This is a genomic window from Geobacillus sp. FJAT-46040 (assembly GCF_002335725.1).
Taxonomy (GTDB): domain Bacteria; phylum Bacillota; class Bacilli; order Bacillales; family Anoxybacillaceae; genus Geobacillus; species Geobacillus thermoleovorans.
Map to the genome: position 1 here is coordinate 3,335,620 of NZ_NISS01000001.1, position 19,041 is coordinate 3,354,660.

Sequence of the window (19,041 nt, forward strand, 5' to 3'; positions counted from 1 at the left end):
GATTCGGATGAAAGCTCCAGTAATGAATATCAGTCAATGTTCCCGAGAATCCCTTGGTGGTCAAGGCATCGACAATATGAATGAGATGCTTGATGACCGGTTTGGAAAGCTGCAGCGTCAACCCCAGCGTGAAGAAAAACTTGTGGATTCCTTGGTGATGTGCTAATCTATTCATGAGACATGAACCTCCTTGTGTGAATGGGTTTTGAGCACATCTATTTTACCCAAGGAGTCCGGTTCATGTCTCCTTTTTTGTTTAGTTGTCAATTTATGTCAGTGAATTTGCTCATCTACAGTTACTTTAATTTCTTTAAAAAACCTAGATATCCTTTAGCCTTATTCCAAATAGCGTTAACTAGTCCAGACCATGTGATAGGGTCTCCCCCTGCTGCTTGCAATAATATATATTCTTTTGCCGCATATGTGACATCCCAGGCAAACTGACCTGCTTTAGCTATTTGAGACTTGGTCATATAACTAGTTATTCCTCTACCATATATACCTATTAATCCCCCCCGTAACAAATAAATTACCGAATTTTTTCCAATTAAATTTATACCCGCTGCCGTTCAGTTTGTCAAATTGAACGGTAAATTCGCCGACCCCGCTGATTGGTACGGCATAGGCGACGCCTGTCAGCCCGAAGATCGACAGCAAGGCGCCTAACAGCAGGAACCCTCCCAACAGTGCGGCGATCAGCGGCTTTTTCGCCGTGCGCCCCCCAATGATGACCGGTTTTGTTGCCATTTCCATGGCGTTTCTCCTCCCCCTTTTTTGAATGATCAGCGCTGTAAGCGCTTTATTAAATCTGTTTAAATTTTATGACAATTATGCATTCCATTAAATCCCTATGTTTGTCGGATTTTTTTAGTGCTGTTGGACAACCGTGACGGGCAAAAGAAGGAATTGACCGATCGAATTAAGAAAGTAGATGATCAAAGTAGTCGATAACTAGCGGGGATGCGGGGGGAGGATGGGGATGTCGAAGGAATTAAATGATCACTTGCTTCGTTTGCTTCATGAAGCGGCCGACATCTTGCATAGGTATGCGGCGGAATTGAACCGGGAATGGAAACGGATCGGCGAGGCGCTTGGCAAGCGGAATGCGCGGGTTCAAGAGGTGTTTTCGACGCTATGCGCATTCGTTCAGGCAAGATTGCTCCCGTACGGGGGTGAACATCCAGCGAATGGGCAGCTCGAACGCATTGCGGCGTTTCATCCGGAGATGGTCATATTTTCCCTGAATTTAATGGAAAATACGGTTCATCAAGTGTTGAAGGCGCATGCGTCAGCGGCTGCTGCGCTGCACCCAGCCGTGCGGTATTTGTTTTTCAAATGGAATGAATGGTTGTTGTATGAAGTGAATGAACAATCATTCAAACTCAGTAGCGATTCCGCGTGGAAAAAAGAATCCTTGTGGAAAGACGCCGTCATTTTGTTTAACGAATGGATTTTGCGGGCGCAGACGTTTGAGGAATCGGCGGCGCATATTTGTTTTGGTTTTTCTTATTTTCTTCCTTTCACCCGCTGCGCTCTGTTTCAATTTGTCAATCAGGAGAGCACAGCCATCGGCCTGCACGGGTATGGCGTGGACAACGGGCAAATTCAGCGCTTGCGCGTGGAATTGGACAGCATTCCGATGTTGAAAGAAAGTGTGGGGAAATTGAAAGCGGAAGTGCATGAGTTTCGCCATTTTCGTCCGATTTATGTGCCGAGGGCGAGCGAACAGTTTCCGCGCCTGTATGTGGACCTGTTCGGTTTGGCCTCGCTGGTGATCGTTCCGGTGTATGTGCCGACGGAAGGGCGGATGATTGGAGGCGTCGTTCTCGACCGCGGACCGGGCCGCTTCTTTGCCGTTGACCGCCGCCTGTTTCCCGCGCTGATGAAATTTGGCCAAAGCGCGGGGGAGTTGCTGTTGAAATGGATCAAGGCGCCAAAAAAAGAATGGGAAGGGATGGCGGAATCCTTGTCGCCAAGAGAAATCGAGATTTTGAAGCTGCTCGCCGACGGAGCCTCGACATTGGAAGCGGCCTGTCAGCTTTATTTGAGCGAATTTACGGTGCGCGACTACATTTCCAGCGCCTTAAGGAAACTCAACGCGAAAAATCGTACGGAAGCGGTGGCAAAAGCGCTGCGTCTTGGGTTGATTGGATGACGAGGCGGACTAGTCTGTCCGGCCGTTTCATTTCACACCATTTTCGCCGATTGATCACTGTTTTTTGGCTGTTTGACCGTTTTGTGGTGCAAAAGATTCCGAGCATTCGCCGCTTTCTAGCGGCGTAAACATCTTTGGAAGCGGCTTGAATGTCCTTGAGCATCAGGCCGCTTTCTTTTCTCGACGTTGGGTTTTTTTGTCATTGTTCTGCATGGGGCGGCATATGGATAAAAGGGAATCTTCTTCAACGCATCAAAAGGGAGGAAATGAGAATGAACCAGCCCTACGTGTCCCATGCTTCGTCACCGCAGCTCATTGCCCTGGTTGACCCGTATGTGTACCACGCTTTCCAAGCTTTGAACGGCAAAGAAGTGGTAGTGGAAACCGTCCGCGGTTCGATCCAAGGAACGGTGAGGGATGTGAAGCCAGACCATATCGTCATCTCAGCGAATCAGGCGGTTTATTACATCCGCTTGGCGCAAGTGGTGTCTGTTCTCCTTAGCGATTAATGGAAAAGGAGGAAAAGAATCGTGGTATTTCAGCGGATCGACCGGCTGGCGATTGAATTGCCGAAGCCCAAATACGCGGACCCCAATGCGGCTGCCGCTGTCCAGGAGCTGCTTGGCGGCCGTTTCGGAGAAATGTCGACGTTAAACAATTATTTGTTTCAGTCATTCAATTTTCGGCAAAAACAGAAGCTGCGCCCGTTTTACGAGTTGGTGGCGAGCATCACCGCCGAAGAGTTTGGCCATGTGGAGCTCGTGTCCAATGCGATCAACCTTTGCTTGACCGGCTCCACCCATCCAGGTGATCCGGATATAGCGCCGATGAAGGATGCGAAAGACAAGCGCAATACGTATCATTTTATCGCGACGGCGCAGACGGCGTTTCCCGGCGATTCGATGGGGAAGGCGTGGACGGGGGAGTACGTGTTCAACAGCGGCAACTTGATTTTGGATTTGCTTCACAACTTTTTCCTTGAATGCGGAGCGCGCACGCATAAAATGCGCGTCTATGAAATGACGGACCACCCTACCGCCCGCGAGATGATCGGCTACTTGCTTGTGCGCGGGGGCGTTCATGTTTTGGCGTACGCCAAGGCGTTGGAAGTGGCGACGGGCGTTGATGTGACGAAGCTTCTGCCAATCCCGAACCTCGATAACCGCGTGTTCGATGCGGCGAGAAAGTATGAGGATCAAGGCGTCCACCGCCGACTTTATACGTTCAGCGATCGCTATTACAAAGAAATCGTCCGCATTTGGAAAGGAACCCATCCAAGCGACGGCCAGCCGCTCGAGGTGGTCGAAGGAGCGCCCCAAGGGGGGGCGATCCCCGATTTGGACGAAGTGCCGGAAGAATTCGCTCCCGGGATTTCGGCCGAAGATTTTTTGGAAATCGCCAAGCGGCTGCAGCGGTCGGCAGGGTTGTGATGAGGCGCCTAACGGCGCCTGATTTTTTTGGAAAGCCAATAGTAAAAGCACGATTTGACGCAGCCGATCGACAGCGTTCCCGCCGTTCCCTCTTCGATTTCTTTTACTTCCGCTACGGCGTCATCCAGCTGGGCGAGCAGCCGTTTCGCCTTTTCGTAAAACGCTTTGCCTGGTGCGGTGAGCTCCATTTTTTTCGCCTTCCGGTCAAACAACGGAACGCCGAGCTCTTCTTCGAGCTGCTTCAGCTGCTGGCTGAGCGGCGGCTGGGCGATATGAAGCTCATCCATCCGCAAATGAACCGCGGCAAGGCGCTTCGTGAGCAGAAAGACGCCGATGTGCCGCTCCATTTGGTCGAACGGCGGAAAGACGGGATCATCGTCAGCGGCATCCGCCTGTTGGCGACGCAAGGCGGGATTACCGATGAAATTTTAGTGTTTCCGTCGACCGTGAAAAAATCGTCGTCCGGTGAAGATCCATATGCACTCGCCTTTGCGATTCCAAACAACACGCCGGGTGTGAAGTTCATTTGCCGCGAGGCGTTTGACTACGGGCGGAGCGCGGCAACTTTGTGCCCCCGACATTATTGCTTAACTGCCGCAACGATGTCAACTACCCCCACTTAGCTAACGCTTGAAGTGGGGGCTTGCAACTCCCCAGAAGTACAAGCGGACTTCGTCCTCCTTCCTTGACTTGGGGTTGCATCAGGGCAGGTTGACAACTACCCAACGACGCAGGTCATGCCTGCATCGTTACCGATTCTCTCGGTGTGTCTGTTGGCAGTACTTGGCTTCCACACACAACAGACGGATCTACGCTCGATGTTTTACGGTTACAACGTTTCCTGTAACCAACTCCATACATCGAGTAGCCGTTATTGGAGTGCCTTTATTAAACGGTTTTCTCCACGCCTTTATTCTATCATACACAAAAGAAAAGGGGAACGCGCATTCCTCTCCCACTTACTCCCTTTGGTCGTTGAAGTGGGAGTCTCCTGCGCGAAATAGGATGAAAGTGGCGCAGGAAGAGATTTTCGGACCGGTCATGGCCGTCATGTCTTTCACGAGTGAAGAAGAGGCCATTCGGTTGGCGAACGATGTGAAGTACGGATTGGCGGCGTACGTCTGGACGAACGACATGAAGCGCGGCCACCGCGTCGCCCAGGCGATCGAAAGCGGGATGGCGTGGGTCAATTCACCGAACGTCCGCGATTTGCGCATCCCGTTTGGCGGGACGAAATACAGCGGCATCGGCCGCGAAGGCGGGCATTACGGCTTTGATTTCTATACGGAAGTGCAAGTTGTCCACGTCGCGGTCGGCGATCCGCCAATCCCCGCATTCGGCAAAGGGGAGAAACAGACCGCCTTGTCTGCCGAACAGGCATAATGGCTAGTCAATGTATACGATCTAGTATATGATAAACGTATGGAAACGAAAGCGAAAAACAAAACCCAATTGGCTTACGAGTATATTCTTTCTCGCATTGAAAACGGCGTCTATGGCCCGGGATACCGGGTCGTCATCGACCAAATCGCCCGCGAGCTTGGACTCAGCATCATCCCGGTGCGGGAGGCGATCCGCCAGCTTGAAGCGGAAGGGCTTGTCGAGTTCAAACCGTATACGGGCGCCGTTGTGAGCAACATCAACGAGAAAGAATATATCGAGACGCTGTCGGTGTTGGCTGTGCTGGAAGGCTATGCGACCGCGCTTGGCTCCGCCAATTTGACGAAGGAGGCGATCAACGAGCTTGAGCGGTTGAACGAACGGATGGAGCGGGCGCTTGAAGAGCTGGAGCTGGAACGGTTCAGCGAGCTGAACTATGAATTTCATTCCTTGATTTACGTCCATTGCGGCAACGCCTACCTCGAAGAGCAAATCAAGCAAATTTGGCAGCGGATGAAGCGCATCCGCGCCTACGGCTTCACCTTTGTGCCGCAGCGGGCGAAAGCATCGATCGAAGAACATAGAGAGATCATCCGTCTGTTGCGTGAACAGGCGCCGCCGCATGAAATCGAACAATACGTTCGTCAACACAAAATCAACACCGCCGAAGCGTTTAAGCGGCGGCGCTGATCTTCTTCCGCCGGGTGGAGGCCTGGCGGGAGAATGATGATTTGAAAGCGTTGTCAATGTAAAAGGGGTCAAAAAAAGATGAAAAAAGGCTCTTCACCAAAAGTTGTGCTTGATTTTTTCATAACATGCCCCACTTACGCTTGTGAGGAAAAATCAGTAAATCAATGATTTTTGCACATCCTTGTTCAGGAGAACGTATCGCTTGTCAAGTACATGTTGTGGTGATGAACCTGAAAAAAGGAATGTCTCGATTGCTGGCGGCATTGTTGCTCATGTTCCTTGCCGCCTGTGGGAAGACGGCGACATCGGGAGGAGAGGATGAAATCAAAATTGGCGCCATTTTTTCGGCTTCCGGCGGGGCGGCCCCGCTTGGCAAACCGGAGATGGAGACGGTCAAAATGCTCGTTGAGCAATGGAACAAGCAAGGCGGCATTGATGGAAAGAAAATTGGCCATAAAGCGAGAATGCATGACATCATCAAACAAACAGGGAAGTTTGCCATTAACATTTTGACGCGCGGCCAAGAGGAGTTGTCGCGCTTGTTTGCCGGCCAGTTGAAGGAAGAACGACCGGTTTCATTTGAATGGGTGAACGGCCATCCGATTTTGCCGGAGGCGTTGGCGAATATGTTATGCAACGTCCACAGTTCATACGTCGCCGGCGATCATACGCTTTACTTTGGGGAAGTGACCGATATTTTGATGAAAGACGAACCGGGTGCCCCACTCTTATTTTTTGAAGGGAAGTACAGGAGTGTTGATCATGCATGATGAGACAGTCGTGATGGCCGGCGGACAGCCGGCAGGTTATCTGTTGTTTAGTGATAACGAACTGATGATTTATGAGGGAATGCGGGGTGAAATCCGGATTTTGTCAAATAGGGAAGCTTTGCAAAACTTGAACTTTGCTTCCTTCTGCAACCACGGTTTGGTCGGAAAGTGTGGGGTTTTCCCTGCTGTTCTGCATGATTAAATAGAAAAACAGAACTAAGGAAATAATATGATCGTTGTGAAAATATGTTTGGTGCAATATAATCATAAAGGGAAACCGAAAATAGCAAAGGAGATGATGACGATGAAGAAGCGAAAGTGGTTTGCGCGCGCAATGACTGTTCTTTCTCTGTCGCTGTTGCTTGGCGCTTGTGGAAACGGTAACGGCAATGGAGGGACAAAGCAAGAAGGGGCCGATGGGAAGCAAGGCGGCGACGTGAAATTCCTCAGCATTGCCACTGGCGGGACAGGCGGAACGTATTATCCGCTTGGCGGGGCCTTTGCCGATATTATCAAAGATGAAACGGGCATCGACGCCAATGCCATCACTTCGGGGGCATCGGCGGAAAACATGGCGATTTTGGATGCGGGCGATGCGGAAATTGCGTTTGCGCAAACTGACATCGCGACATACGCGACGGAAGGAAAATTAATGTTTAAAGAGAAAATTGAAAGCGTGAAAGGGATCGCGACCCTTTACCCGGAAACGATTCAAATTGTCACTACGAAAAAATCGGGCATTCAGTCCGTTGAGGATTTAAAAGGGAAAGTCGTTTCTGTCGGGGAAGCGGGCTCGGGGACGCGGGCAAATGCGGAGCAAATTTTGGAAGTTCACGGCATGACGTTTGATGATATTGAAGTGCGCAACTTGTCGTTTGATGATTCCGTCTCCGGCATCCAAGATGGCACGATTGACGCCGCTTTTATTACGGCGGGAACGCCGACGGGAGCGGTGGAAGGCTTGTCAGCGACGGAAGACGTTGTGATTGTGCCGATCGCTGAAGACAAAATCAATGCGCTGATTGAAAAATACCCGTACTATGCGAAAGATGAAGTGCCTCAAGGGACGTATAAGCTAGCGGAAGCGGTTCCGACGGTCGCCGTGCGCGCGATGCTCGTCGCTCGGGCGGATTTGCCGGAAGACACGGTCTACAACGTGACGAAAGCGATTTTTGAAAACTTGGATAAGGTCAAACATGCCAAAGCCCAGCAAATCAAGCTGGAAAATGCGCTGGATGGCATGTCGATCGAGCTTCACCCGGGGGCGAAGAAATACTTTGATGAAAAAGGAGTTAAAGCGGAATAACGGTGTCACGGGAAGGACTGGCCGGGTTCATGGCGCCAGCCCTTCCTTATTTCCGCCGGCCACGAAGGGGGGCGGCTGATGCGAAAATGGTTCGCAGCGGTCAGTGCACTTCTGGCGGTTGCAGTCTTCTTCCTTCCTTTCCGCCAGGTGCTGGCGTTTGAAAAGGATGGCCGGGTCGCTGCGTATATCCCGATTTCTCAAGGGGATACGTTCGCGATTCGCTATACGCATTCGATCCACCGTTCAGATGTCGAGGAAACGTATAAGGTGTTGGCTGACGGGACGATTGAACAAATCGCTCTCACCTATGAGGATACGGCGGTCGGGATGCCGGCGAACGCGGCGCCAGGGGAGACATTTACGCTTCGGAATGGAAAATACTATATTACCGGCATGGAGCGCAAATTTCCATCCATCTTGTTGAGCATTGGGCGGGTTGTCGCCAACCATCGCGTCGTTTATGAAGGGAAGATGGTGACATTAAAAACAGTCATCCCTCCCGGCTCCATTGTCCGCATCAAGGTGACACGACTATCATTGGTTCAATGCTGGAAGGGAGTGAACTTGTTTGACTGAGAAGTTTGAACAGCTATCCGCAGAGGAGCAGCAACAATTGCTGGAAAAATATGATCCGGAAGCAGCGACGCGCAAATTGAAAGGGCCGCTTGGCTGGATTGCCTTTTTCGGGCTGCTTTCATTTTCACTCTTTCAGTTATATGCTTCGATTTTTCAAACGCTTCCAAAACAAATTTTATTGTCGATCCATTTAGGGTTTGCCTTGTCGCTTATCTTTTTATTGTTTCCGGCGCGGAAAAAACATCTTCATCGCGCCGACGTCGGCATCGTGAATATCCTTTTGTCGCTGTTGTCGATCGGGGTCGGCGCATATTTGCCGCTGATGCTCGATGACATCGTCCAACGCATCGGCATTATGACGCCGCTTGACTTTACGGTCGGTTTGGTCGCCGTGCTGCTTGTGCTTGAGGCGACGAGGCGGGCGGTCGGGCTGCCGATTACGATCATCGCCTCGCTATTTTTGCTGTATGCGTATTTCGGGCCGTATATGCCGGGATTTTTGGCTCATCGGGGCGTTGATTTGGAAGGGCTCGTCAAAACGATGTTTTTTACGACGGAAGGCATTTTCGGCACGCCGCTGTACGTGTCGGCGACATACATTTTCGTCTTCTTGTTGTTTGGCGCCTTCTTAGTGAAAACGGGTGTCGGGGAGTATTTTAATGACTTGGCGCTCGTTGTCGCCGGGAAGCGAATCGGCGGTCCGGCGAAGGTGGCGGTGTTCTCAAGCGCGCTGCAAGGAACGATCAGCGGCAGCTCGGTGGCGAACGTCGTGACGTCCGGGGCGTTTACGATTCCGATGATGAAACGTCTCGGATATGGAAAAGAGTTTGCCGGCGCTGTGGAGGCGACATCGTCCACCGGCGGCCAGCTCATGCCCCCGGTCATGGGAGCGGCGGCGTTTTTGATGGTGGAGTTTATCGGCGGCATTTCGTATTGGGAGATCGCAAAAGCAGCGGCGATTCCAGCGATTCTATATTTTTCCGGCATTTGGATGATGACGCACTTTGAAGCGAAGCGAATCGGGCTGCGCGGGTTGACAGAGGAAGAAATGCCGAACCGGAAAGAAGTGCTCGGAAAAATCTACTTGCTCGTTCCGATCATCGTTGTCATTTTGCTGCTGATGAGCGGGATGAGCGTGATGCGGGCGGCGCTCTGGTCGATCGTGGCGATCATTGTCGTCAGCGGCTTGAAAAAGGAAACGCGGCTGGGGTGGCGCGACATCATTGACGCGCTAGTCGACGGGGCGAGAAGCGCGCTGTCCGTGGCGGCGGCGACCGCCGCAGCCGGCATCATCGTCGGGGTCGTGACGAAAACCGGCCTTGGCTTGAAAATGGCAAACGGCTTGATCGATTTGTCAAACGGCGTTTTGCTGTTGACGCTCTTTTTCACGATGCTGACTTCGCTCATTCTCGGCATGGGTTCGCCAACAACGGCCAACTACGTCATCACTTCGACGATCGCGGCGCCGGCGATCATCGCATCCGGCGTGCCGGAGCTGGCTGCGCATTTGTTCGTGTTTTACTTTGGCATTGTCGCCGACATTACACCGCCGGTGGCGTTGGCGGCGTTTGCGGCCGCCGGCATTTCCGGAGGAAGCCCGCTGCGGACCGGGGTCATCGCCACGAAACTCGCCATTTCGGCGTTTATCATCCCGTACATGTTCGTGCTTTCACCGGCCTTGCTCATGATTGACACGACCGTTCCGTATTTGATTTGGGTCGTATTCTCGGCATTTATCGGCATGCTCGCCATCAGCGCGGGAATGATCGGCTTTTGGTACCGGAAGCTCAACATTCTTGAACGCGCCATGGCGGTTGTGACAGGATTGCTGCTGATTTATCCAGAAAAAATCAGCGATATCGTTGGATTGGTCTTATTTGCTGCCATGTTTGCCATTCAATATGCAGCCGGAAGACGGGAACGGACGCAGAAAACGGCGTCATAAAAGTCTGATTTGAACAAACCGAAAGGCAGGCGCTCATCTAGAAGGCTGGTGAAAAACCATGATTTTCGCTCAATCGGTGTTTTCTGTTGTGAGAGAAGAGCTGATTTTAACGGATTTCCGAAAGAAGTCTCCCACCTCAAGGAACGCGAAGGGTGTAACCCAGTGGGTAGGTGGGAGATGAATGTCGGTTGGCGTTAGCCAACGAATAGGGTAGAATATGGCTAGAACGGACACCTTCGGAACGAAGGGAAGCGTAAAGGGTTCTGTCGTTGTTTCCTTGTTTGGTTTTTGCTATGATGGGGATAGATTTGGCTGGCTTTCCGGTCAGCGGCTTGCTTGCAACATGCACCTGAGCGGCTGAGAACTGCCCCCCTAGTGGGCCGGTGATTGAAAACGGCAAATGGAAAAAGGTATTTCTTTCATCCTATTTCGCGCACGAGACTCCCACTTCAACGACCAAAGGAAGTAAGTGGGAGAGGAATGCGCGTTCCCCCTTTCTTTTGTGTATGATAGAATAAAGGCGTGGAGAAAACCGTTAAATAAAGGCACTCCAATAAACTGCTGCTCGATGTATGGAGTTGGTTGCAGGAAACGTTGCAACCGTAAAACATCGAGCGTAGGTCTGTCTGTTGTGTGTGGAAGCCAAGTACTGCCAACAGACACACCGAGAGAATCGGTAACGATGCAGGCATGACCTGTGTCGTTGGGTAGTCGTCAACCTGCCCCCTGATGCAACCCCAAGTCAAGGAAGGAGGACGAAGTCCGTTTGCACTTCTGGGGAGTGGCAAGCCCCCACTTCAAGCGTTAGCGAAGTGGGGGTAGTTGACTGAGAACGTCTGTTTTTGAGCAATAAAAATCATTGATGGAAGGACATCGCAGTTTTTCACCGGCCTTCCGGGAGCAGCCAATCACAGCTAGATGATGAAAAGGGAAGGATGGGAGAACGTATGGATGACCGCACATTCCGCAACGCGATGGGGAAATTCGCAACCGGCGTGACGGTTGTGACGACCGCGTTTCAAGGGGAAGCGAAAGGAATGACGGCGAACGCGTTTATGTCCGTTTCGCTCGACCCGAAACTTGTCGTCGTCTCCATTGGCCATAAAGCGCGAATGCATGACATTGTCAAGCAAACGGGGAAATTTGCCGTCAACATTTTGCGGCGCGATCAAGAGGAGTTGTCGCGCTTGTTTGCCGGCCAGTTGAAAGAAGAGCGCCCCGTTTCGTTTGATTGGGTGAACGGCCATCCGATTTTGCCGGAGGCGTTGGCGAATATTTTATGCAACGTCCACAGCACGTACGTGGCCGGCGATCATACGCTTTACTTTGGGGAAGTGACCGATATTTTGATGAAAGACGAACCGGGCGACCCGCTCTTGTTTTTTGAAGGGAAGTACCGGAGCATTGGACAATAAGCGCCCTTGGATGGATCGGGGCCGCTATTGTCATGCGGGGACGACGCGACAGACGTTTCAGGCCCGTCATCTTGCATTTCGGCCGTTTCCATGGCGCTATTTAGAAAAGGTGTCCCGCTGTTTGGGACACCTTCGTTGTTATTTTTTCAATACATCGTGATCGACGTACCGTTCGCCGTTCAGCTCGCTGATGACGTTGATGGCGACTTTCGCACCGTCGCCCGCTGTGATGATCGTATGGACGCTGACGCCAGCGACCGTCCCGGCCGCCCAAATGGCCGTCGATGTTCGTCTTGCCGTTGGCGTCGACGTCAAGCATCGTTTTAATGCGCGGCTCCGTACCCGGTTTGGTGCGCAGGACGATTTTTTTCGCTAAATCGGTCGCCAAACCGGTGGCGAAGATGACGTGTTTCGTTTCATCCTATTTCGCGCAGGAGACTCCCACTTCAACGACCAAAGGGAGTAAGTGGGAGAGGAATGCGCGTTCCCCTTTTCTTTTGTGTATGATAGAATAAAGGCGTGGAGAAAACCGTTTAATAAAGGCACTCCAATAACTGTTACTCGATGTATGGAGTTGGTTACAGGAAACGTTGTAACCGTAAAACATCGAGCGTAGATCCGTCTGTTGTGTGTGGAAGCCAAGTACTGCCAACAGACACACCGAGAGAATCGGTAACGATGCAGGCATGACCTGCGTCGTTGGGTAGTTGTCAACCTGCCCTGATGCAACCCCAAGTCAAGGAAGGAGGACGAAGTCCGCTTGTACTTCTGGGGAGTTGCAAGCCCCCACTTCAAGCGTTAGCTAAGTGGGGGTAGTTGACAGGATCCAGCTTCTGTTTCGAGACGGAATCCCCCGTCTGTTTTTTGCACATCCGTCACTTGTGCTTCCACCAATTCTGCTCCGAATTTTGCGGCTTGCTTTTTCCCGGTTTCGACCAATTCCGGGCCGCTGATTTGCGGAACGCCGTAATGGTTTTCTACCCAAGCGCGCTTTGTCATGCCTTTGTCGCTGTCAAACAAGACCGTTCTCTTCCCGGCTTTGGCGGCGAAAATGGCGGCGCTTGCCCCTGCAGGCCCGGCGCCGATGATGGCGATGTCGTACATCGTGCATCCTCCCTTTATTTGTTAGAATATTAACACTATGAGTGTAGCACAAATGGGAAGCGGGACCAAATCATCCGCACTATCAATTGATAATAATTTTTAATTTATATTTACTATAAACAAAAAGTGTGTATAATAGAATGTAGAAGGAGTGCAAAGGGGAGAAAGATCGATGAACAAGACGATGATTTGTGAACAATGCCGCCAGCCTATTCGGCGGCTGAAACATTCATTGCTTTGCCAGTGCGGGATGAAAATGGTTGTGCAAAAATAATACAGCTCACATTTCGCACCCTCTCGACGAAAATCGGGAGGATTTTTTCGTTCCGATGTCGAGTGAATCCTTGACACACAAGGAACGTAAAGGAGTTTTTCTCTTATGAACGTTCAAGTCAAAAAGGTCTATCTACGTTAAGTACCGAAAAGAAGTTTTTTAGTTTTGACATTAACTATTTGATGAGAAAGGATTGAATAATTTGTTGGATTGTGAATCCTTTCATCATCAGTAGTTAATGATAGATACCAAGAGGGAAAGGGGGAGTGAAGGATGGCTAAGTTTGATGATTTTGATTTGGACATTGTTGTCAAAAAGCAAGACAACATTGTACAACCTAATTTAGCTTAAGGAAAATCGATTATTTAGAGAAAATATTTCTAGGGAGAGGAGATCGAATCATGAAGGAAAAAATTAAAATGGTTACTACTTTGATTGCTTTTATCTCATTAATTGTGGTAGGGGGAGTTAGCGCAGCGTCCTATGTTACCTATGCTACAGTTCTCCCGCGCTTTGGAGCTGACACGGAATTAGCGAGCGCAAATAAAGCGACGAACAGCCAAAGCAAAGTGGAAAATTCGGTCGTTGGACAAGGATATAAAGCGAATATATGGATTCAGCAAGGCTCGAAGAAAGTGTCGGCAACCGCGCTGAATGTAACGGATAATGACACTCGCTATTTTACTGTAGATCAAAGTGCTGTTGGTAAAAAAGTTTCATTAGTTGCGGAAAATGCATCCTTCACTTATGTCACTGTTGATATTGCGGGTAAATTCTATCCTGATAAGTGATCGGCTCAAGCGGATATGATCAACTGCATTTTGGAGAGAGCCGTTTCCTTCGTCGAGCTATTCCCCTTCGCCACGAAGGTGGCGAAGGGGAATAGCCCCAAAAGATATAGGGAGAGGATAGCATGTATGCAGAGTTATTAAAAATGGTCAAGAACAAGAATTTTTACATCGGCGCAGCGTGCCTGCTGTTTCTCGTCATTGGCGCCGTCGTGACGGGAGTGAAAGAATACAACGAACATGTGAAGTTGCTCCAACGAATCTATCATCACAATCAGAATGTTCTCGCCTTGACATCGCCCCACTTCGCATGGATTGGTCTAGGAGGCTATAGTTTTAACGTGCTTTCAGCCTTATACTACTTCCTTTTTCCATTATTGTTATCGATCCCATTAGCGGATTCGATTTATCGAGACCAAAGCAGTGGAAATCTTCATTACCAATTAACGCGAATGGGTAGAGGCGTATATTACCGGAGGAAATTTTTGTTTGCCTATATCAGCGCGTTTTTCTTATTTCTTCTTCCTCTTCTTCTTGGGGTTGTGCTCGTGAACCTTTTGACCAACCATTGGGATTATTCGAGTTTTTCGCATGCATACAGGCAGCTCATGGATGGGACGCTGCAGTTGCCAGATAATTCATTTGAGGGGGAAAAGAAAACGCTCTTTTCGTCTTTGCTTGCGATCTCGCCTTACTGGTACATATTCGTTTATTACGTGATCGGGGGGCTATTTGCCGGCGGTTATGTTTGCCTTGGTTTGGCGTTTTCGTTAGTGATGAAGAATCGATATTTGATCACGTTGTTGCCGCAAATCATTTATATGGTTTGTTGGGCGGTGTTGACGATCACGAACAAGTTGGGCTGGGACCCATTTAATTTCTTAGTTCCGTCACAACCAGTAGAGGGACTGTCTTATCATAAAATCGTCATCGTGTTCGCTCTCCAATTCATGATGGCCTTAGGGGTATTTTGGTATGGAGTGAAGAAGAATGAGGATGTTCTGTAAACAGAACTTCGATTTTGTCTGGCAAGATGTGCAGCTGCATCGAACCGTCATCAAAACGGTTCTTGGGGTTATGGCCTTGTTGATGATCGCAGCCACCCTTCCATGGGGATCGAGCACTATTGCGAAGTGGCATAGCCTAAAAGATTTTGTCTTGCTCTATCGGTATGAATTTTTTCATCTGCCTGCTTTTTTATTTCTTTTAGGTTCAACGCTTCAAACCAATATTTGGATTGTGCTAAGAAGATACCGCACTCGGGGACAGATCGGGATGCATAAAGCGCTATTGGTCATCGTTTTCGCGGGGCTTGTGTCTCTCGTTGTTGCCGTAGTAGGCGGATTATGTACAGCGTTTGTGAAATATGTGGTATATCCAAACATGAAGCACTACCATGCTGTTTTTTTATATGTGCCACACAGTGATGACAAAAGTTCATTCCTTTATTTTCTCTTCATGTACTTTTTTGTCACCACCATATTCGGATTGATTTTTGTGGCACTAACGGATCTTTGGGCGAAACGCTTTCTCAGCGTCATGACGGTCATGACGCTGGCCATATTGGATATGTTCACTGCCCGGGTGATTCCTTACGTATTCTACATAAGTGAAAGAGTCTCTCCAGTTTGGACAATGATTTTTTTAGCCTTGATCATCATGATGTTGATCAATATAGTTCGTTTTTCGTCAAACTATAAAAATTATTATGTTCAGGATGATCTCTTATGAAACCGATGTCTTTGGAGTTCACACTCATCAAGGTTGACTTGAAAAGGGTATGGATCACATGCATCCTATTTCCGTTGTTAGGAACGATGATGTCTATCCGATCAGAGGCGTTTTCTTCCAAACACCTATCCGAGTCGCTCGTTCGTTTATTTGGGTCGGTGACGATATCGAATTGGATGTATTGGTTGATGTTTTGTTTCGGATATGTCGTGTTGCTCCAAATCATTTGGAAAACAAGAGATAAATCTTTTGAATATAAACTATGGATCTTGTTGCGGGATACGACATCGTACACGATGGCCAGGCTGCTGGTTGGCGTTCTGTTTACATTGGTGTATGTGTTGGCAGCGTTTTTGATCGCCAGCGTTTTCGGTCTCTGTGTGTCGCATATGGCTTTTTCGTTTGACCGTTCACTAGTGCTCATGTTCGTTTGCATCGCAGTGAATTTGTATTGGCATGCCAGCGTGTGGATGTTGTTGAAGGTGCATGCGACGAATCACCTGGCGAATGCCATCATTCTCGCTTTGTTTTTTGTAGGCGTAAAGAGGCCGATGGCTTTTGTTCCTTTGTACTACAGCATGGTGGATCTCTTGCGGGGCGGCCCTATGTTGTGGTCGGCTCTGTTCGTGGAGCTCTTGTTGATCGGTGTGTTCGGGTATCTGACGATAAAGAGAGTGAAGAACGCGGATTATATCTAGGAGGTTTGCGATATGAATGCGATCGTCTTGTCCAATGTTTCAAAAACGATAAAAGGGAGAGAAGTTTTGCGCAATATCAACTTAGAGTTGGAGAGAGGAAAGATTTATGGATTCGTCGGGCCGAACGGATCTGGGAAAACGATGTTATTTCGAGTCATAAGCGGACTTGTGAAGCCGTCCAGCGGCACGGTAGCAGTATTTGGCCAGACGTTGCATAAAGACGTATCGTTTCCGAGCGATATCGCAGTTTTGTTGGAAAAACCAGGTTTCCTTGAACAATACTCAGGATTCGATAATTTAAATTTTTTAGCCATGATTCAGAAAAAAATCGGAGAGAGTGAGGTGAAAGAGGCGATCGAGAGAGTGGGATTGGATCCGCATGATAAAAGGCCGGTGAAGGCGTATTCTCTCGGAATGAGACAAAGACTGGCCATCGCGCAGTGCATTATGGAGAAGCCGCAACTTATATTGCTCGATGAACCAATGAATGGCCTGGATGAAAAATCTGTAGACAAGGTGTATGAGATTATCAGGGAAGAAAACAAAAGGGGCTGCACGATTTTATTGACGTCTCACAACAAGGTGGACATACAGTCATTATGTCACCAAGTGTATTCGATGAATGAAGGGGCGATTACTGGTATGACCCATATGACTGTAGGATGATCTATAATGCGCGTTATGTAAAAATTCGCGAGGGGTGCGATCATCTTGAACAAGCAACTGTACGAAGTGCCGCTCCGGTGTTCATTGGACAATCAAAAAGAGGAATGTCTAGAAGGCCGGTGAAAAAAGTACACCCTGAGGCAGGGATTTAGGGGGCTTATGTTGAAAAAGGAAGAAAAATCGTTGGAATGGAGCGTGAGCGGATCATGAAAGCCCCCAAAAACCCTTCGACTCAGCCTCGTCTGTTTCAAGTCATCGACATGGAAGAACTGGTTCCTCCACATCATATCTTGCGCCAAATCAACGAAGCGGTTGACGTTTCCGTCATTCACGATTGGGTGGCTCCCCTGTACACGGAAAAAACGGGTCGCCCGGCGTCGGATCCGGAACGGCTGCTTCGCCTAATGCTGCTCTCGTATTTGTTCGACCACTCTGAGCGGGAGTTGTATGAGATCCTCCCCATGCATGCCGGATACTTGTGGTTTTGCGGTCTCGACTTTGAATCCGTGCTCCATCCGGATCCTCATCACCCCACACTGCCGGATCGAACGACGCTCGTCAAAACACGGAAACGCTGGCGCCAACATGGAATCTTTGACCGGCTGATGACCTATGTGGTGGATCAATGCATCGCGGCGGGGTTGGTCTCGCCGGATGTCCATGCGGCGGCTGACGGCACCCAAGTGCGGGCGAATGCCTCGATCCACAGCTTGCGGGAGGTCAAGCTCGCTCCGGTGGAGACGTTGGAAGACTATCTGGCCCGCACTGCCCGGGAAGATGAACAGACCGAGGCCCGGGATCCGGATGACGACCCACCCTCTCCGTCTCCAAAATCAGGGGAACGCGTCCATGCCGAAGAACGGGGAAACTTCCGTGGAGCCACGTTTTCCAACCGGACCCATCGAAGCGTGACGGATCCGGATGCCCGGTTGTACAAGAAAGGCAAAGGGCAGGAAGCGTATCCTCGGTATCTGGTGCACGACGTCATCGATGTCCAGTCGTGCGTGATTTTATCCAGACGGGCCAGCCTAGCCACTGGAACGGCGGAGCGGGAGACGAGTTTGGAGCAGCTGGCTTCGATTCAGTTTCGCCACCCGTCGATTACGATTCGGACCTTGTCCGCGGACAAAGCGTATGGCACCACCGAGTATCTGGAAGCGCTCTTCGTTCAAGGCATCACACCGCTCGTGTCGCTGCGCCGCAAGGAGATGGAGGAGATTCCAACCTGGAAGCGCCGGGCGGAGAATCCCGCTCAGGAAGCAAAGCGCCAGGCGAAAATCCGAGACGTTCAGATTCGCAATCAAGCGAGGCTCATTCAGCAACAGGGCGGCTATCGATCCATTCAAGCCCTTCGCACGCGTTGTGAGCATGTGTTCGCCGAAGGGAAGGAATGTCATGGGCTGGACCGGGCCCGAAGCCGGGGTCTTTACGCCATGGAAGAACAGGCGCTGTTGACCGCCGTCGTGCAAAATCTGAAGCGATTGTGCCGGTTTCGAAAAAAACGAGGGAGGACCGGCTCTTTGGCGTGCGCAAAACCGGAATTGGGAGCAGGAAGTCCTGCTCGTCTTCCCATCCTTTGGCGCCAAACGGCGGGGAGAATGGCCTCCAAAATTCGACATGTGGGAAGTCTATGCCCCATTAATTCACCGGCCTTTTAGGGGATTCATTGTTAGTGACAGCGATGTTGAACCGGTTTGCACAATTGGATTAAGAAGATCATTGAAGATCAAGGGAAAATTTAAAGCCAGAGGAGAAATTCAATGAGAATACGCAAATGTTCTAGAGCGGTGATAGTGAATGAATTTAATAAAATTCTTCTTCAAAAGTTTGAATTTAAAGATGTTGTAGGAAACAAAGTGTTATGGGTGTCAAGGCCGATTATTTTTTCCCCAAAATCGCCGGTTTAAAATTCCCCAGAAGGACCTTTCATTGATCCTTCTGTTTTTCTTCTTGGAGCCTCTTTTCCCGTAATCGATAGCTTTCCCCCTTTAGGTTGAAAATGATGGAATGATGCAGTAATCGATCTAACATCGCTGTCGCCAAAACCGAGTCTCCCACGATTTCTCCCCATTCCCCAAAGCTTTTGTTGGAGGTGAGGATAATCGGGGCATGC

General features: G+C 49.9%; 19 protein-coding genes and 7 pseudogenes. 19 read left to right on the forward strand and 7 right to left on the reverse strand.

The window, feature by feature from the left end; genetic code table 11:
• The 3 genes and pseudogenes from CD000_RS17740 to CD000_RS17745 form a co-directional block, all read right to left on the reverse strand.
• A pseudogene (locus tag CD000_RS17740) lies at positions 1 to 175 on the reverse strand (IS701 family transposase); the annotation flags it as partial.
• Between the two features lie 121 nt (positions 176 to 296).
• On the reverse strand, positions 297 to 473 hold the full coding sequence (locus CD000_RS18590; RefSeq protein WP_158225559.1) for a hypothetical protein: 177 nt from the start codon (positions 471 to 473) through the stop codon (positions 297 to 299).
• Between the two features lie 16 nt (positions 474 to 489).
• On the reverse strand, positions 490 to 753 hold the full coding sequence (locus tag CD000_RS17745; RefSeq protein WP_233130483.1) for a hypothetical protein: 264 nt from the start codon (positions 751 to 753) through the stop codon (positions 490 to 492).
• A 226-nt stretch (positions 754 to 979) separates the two neighbouring features.
• Here CD000_RS17745 and CD000_RS17750 point away from each other — a divergent pair, with 226 nt between their 5' ends.
• The 3 genes from CD000_RS17750 (at position 980) to CD000_RS17760 (ending at position 3,585) form a co-directional block, all read left to right on the forward strand.
• On the forward strand, positions 980 to 2,155 hold the full coding sequence (locus CD000_RS17750; protein WP_096226197.1) for a helix-turn-helix domain-containing protein: 1,176 nt from the start codon (positions 980 to 982) through the stop codon (positions 2,153 to 2,155).
• Positions 2,156 to 2,427: 272 nt separating this feature from the next.
• Positions 2,428 to 2,664 (forward strand): YuzF family protein, encoded by a 237-nt coding sequence (locus CD000_RS17755; protein ID WP_096226198.1) that lies wholly within the window; start codon positions 2,428 to 2,430, stop codon positions 2,662 to 2,664.
• A gap of 21 nt (positions 2,665 to 2,685) precedes the next feature.
• Positions 2,686 to 3,585 (forward strand): manganese catalase family protein, encoded by a 900-nt coding sequence (locus CD000_RS17760; RefSeq protein WP_044743771.1) that lies wholly within the window; start codon positions 2,686 to 2,688, stop codon positions 3,583 to 3,585.
• Between the two features lie 17 nt (positions 3,586 to 3,602).
• Here the strand turns inward: CD000_RS17760 and CD000_RS19500 are convergent.
• Positions 3,603 to 3,866 (reverse strand): annotated as a pseudogene (locus CD000_RS19500) (LysR family transcriptional regulator); the annotation flags it as partial.
• Here CD000_RS19500 and CD000_RS17770 point away from each other — a divergent pair.
• From CD000_RS17770 to CD000_RS17815, 9 genes and pseudogenes are all read left to right on the forward strand, one after another.
• Positions 3,864 to 4,145: pseudogene (locus CD000_RS17770) on the forward strand (4-hydroxyphenylacetate 3-hydroxylase N-terminal domain-containing protein); the annotation flags it as partial. The pseudogenes CD000_RS19500 and CD000_RS17770 overlap by 3 nt on opposite strands.
• A gap of 439 nt (positions 4,146 to 4,584) precedes the next feature.
• Positions 4,585 to 4,968 (forward strand): annotated as a pseudogene (locus CD000_RS18925) (aldehyde dehydrogenase family protein); the annotation flags it as partial.
• Between the two features lie 39 nt (positions 4,969 to 5,007).
• Entirely contained in the window at positions 5,008 to 5,655 is a 648-nt protein-coding gene (locus tag CD000_RS17780) for a GntR family transcriptional regulator (RefSeq protein ID WP_096226199.1), read from the forward strand.
• A gap of 251 nt (positions 5,656 to 5,906) precedes the next feature.
• Complete coding sequence (locus CD000_RS19335; RefSeq protein ID WP_233130484.1) at positions 5,907 to 6,425, forward strand: flavin reductase family protein; 519 nt, start codon at positions 5,907 to 5,909, stop codon at positions 6,423 to 6,425.
• Complete coding sequence (locus CD000_RS17790; RefSeq protein ID WP_080729557.1) at positions 6,418 to 6,627, forward strand: hypothetical protein; 210 nt, start codon at positions 6,418 to 6,420, stop codon at positions 6,625 to 6,627. The genes CD000_RS19335 and CD000_RS17790 overlap by 8 nt, the downstream gene beginning before the upstream one ends.
• Positions 6,628 to 6,729: 102 nt before the next feature.
• Positions 6,730 to 7,731: a TAXI family TRAP transporter solute-binding subunit gene (locus tag CD000_RS17795; RefSeq protein ID WP_096226200.1), complete on the forward strand. Its 1,002-nt coding sequence runs from the start codon at positions 6,730 to 6,732 to the stop codon at positions 7,729 to 7,731.
• Positions 7,732 to 7,809: 78 nt separating this feature from the next.
• On the forward strand, positions 7,810 to 8,307 hold the full coding sequence (locus CD000_RS17800) for a DUF1850 domain-containing protein (RefSeq protein WP_033008917.1): 498 nt from the start codon (positions 7,810 to 7,812) through the stop codon (positions 8,305 to 8,307).
• Positions 8,300 to 10,252, forward strand: coding sequence for a TRAP transporter permease (locus CD000_RS17805; protein WP_094239176.1), 1,953 nt, complete (start codon positions 8,300 to 8,302; stop codon positions 10,250 to 10,252). The genes CD000_RS17800 and CD000_RS17805 overlap by 8 nt, the downstream gene beginning before the upstream one ends.
• 947 nt (positions 10,253 to 11,199) lie before the next feature.
• Entirely contained in the window at positions 11,200 to 11,667 is a 468-nt protein-coding gene (locus CD000_RS17815; protein WP_033011501.1) for a flavin reductase family protein, read from the forward strand.
• A 138-nt stretch (positions 11,668 to 11,805) separates the two neighbouring features.
• Here the strand turns inward: CD000_RS17815 and CD000_RS17820 are convergent.
• Both CD000_RS17820 and CD000_RS17830 read right to left on the reverse strand, forming a co-directional pair.
• Positions 11,806 to 12,085, reverse strand: a pseudogene (locus CD000_RS17820) (pyridine nucleotide-disulfide oxidoreductase); the annotation flags it as partial.
• A 404-nt stretch (positions 12,086 to 12,489) separates the two neighbouring features.
• Positions 12,490 to 12,771: pseudogene (locus CD000_RS17830) on the reverse strand (FAD-dependent oxidoreductase); the annotation flags it as partial.
• Between the two features lie 675 nt (positions 12,772 to 13,446).
• On the opposite strand from CD000_RS17830, the gene CD000_RS17835 reads away from it, so the two are divergent.
• The 7 genes and pseudogenes from CD000_RS17835 to CD000_RS19635 all read left to right on the forward strand — a co-directional run.
• Entirely contained in the window at positions 13,447 to 13,836 is a 390-nt protein-coding gene (locus CD000_RS17835; RefSeq protein ID WP_096226201.1) for a hypothetical protein, read from the forward strand.
• Positions 13,837 to 13,958: 122 nt separating this feature from the next.
• Positions 13,959 to 14,840: an NADH dehydrogenase gene (locus tag CD000_RS17840; RefSeq protein ID WP_012749285.1), complete on the forward strand. Its 882-nt coding sequence runs from the start codon at positions 13,959 to 13,961 to the stop codon at positions 14,838 to 14,840.
• A complete protein-coding gene (locus CD000_RS17845) occupies positions 14,824 to 15,564 on the forward strand; it encodes a hypothetical protein (protein WP_012749284.1) in 741 nt (246 codons plus the stop codon). Before CD000_RS17840 ends, CD000_RS17845 begins: the two co-directional genes overlap by 17 nt.
• Positions 15,561 to 16,262 (forward strand): hypothetical protein, encoded by a 702-nt coding sequence (locus tag CD000_RS17850; RefSeq protein WP_012749283.1) that lies wholly within the window; start codon positions 15,561 to 15,563, stop codon positions 16,260 to 16,262. Before CD000_RS17845 ends, CD000_RS17850 begins: the two co-directional genes overlap by 4 nt.
• A 12-nt stretch (positions 16,263 to 16,274) precedes the next feature.
• Positions 16,275 to 16,928, forward strand: coding sequence for an ABC transporter ATP-binding protein (locus CD000_RS17855; RefSeq protein ID WP_012749282.1), 654 nt, complete (start codon positions 16,275 to 16,277; stop codon positions 16,926 to 16,928).
• Between the two features lie 188 nt (positions 16,929 to 17,116).
• Positions 17,117 to 18,586 (forward strand): transposase, encoded by a 1,470-nt coding sequence (locus CD000_RS17860; protein ID WP_096226202.1) that lies wholly within the window; start codon positions 17,117 to 17,119, stop codon positions 18,584 to 18,586.
• Positions 18,587 to 18,688: 102 nt separating this feature from the next.
• A pseudogene (locus tag CD000_RS19635) lies at positions 18,689 to 18,799 on the forward strand (DNA mismatch repair protein MutT); the annotation flags it as partial.
• Positions 18,800 to 18,854: 55 nt separating this feature from the next.
• Here CD000_RS19635 and CD000_RS17870 read toward each other — a convergent pair.
• On the reverse strand, positions 18,855 to 19,041 hold a 187-nt coding region (locus CD000_RS17870), incomplete at its 5' end, for an ATP-binding protein (protein WP_158225560.1).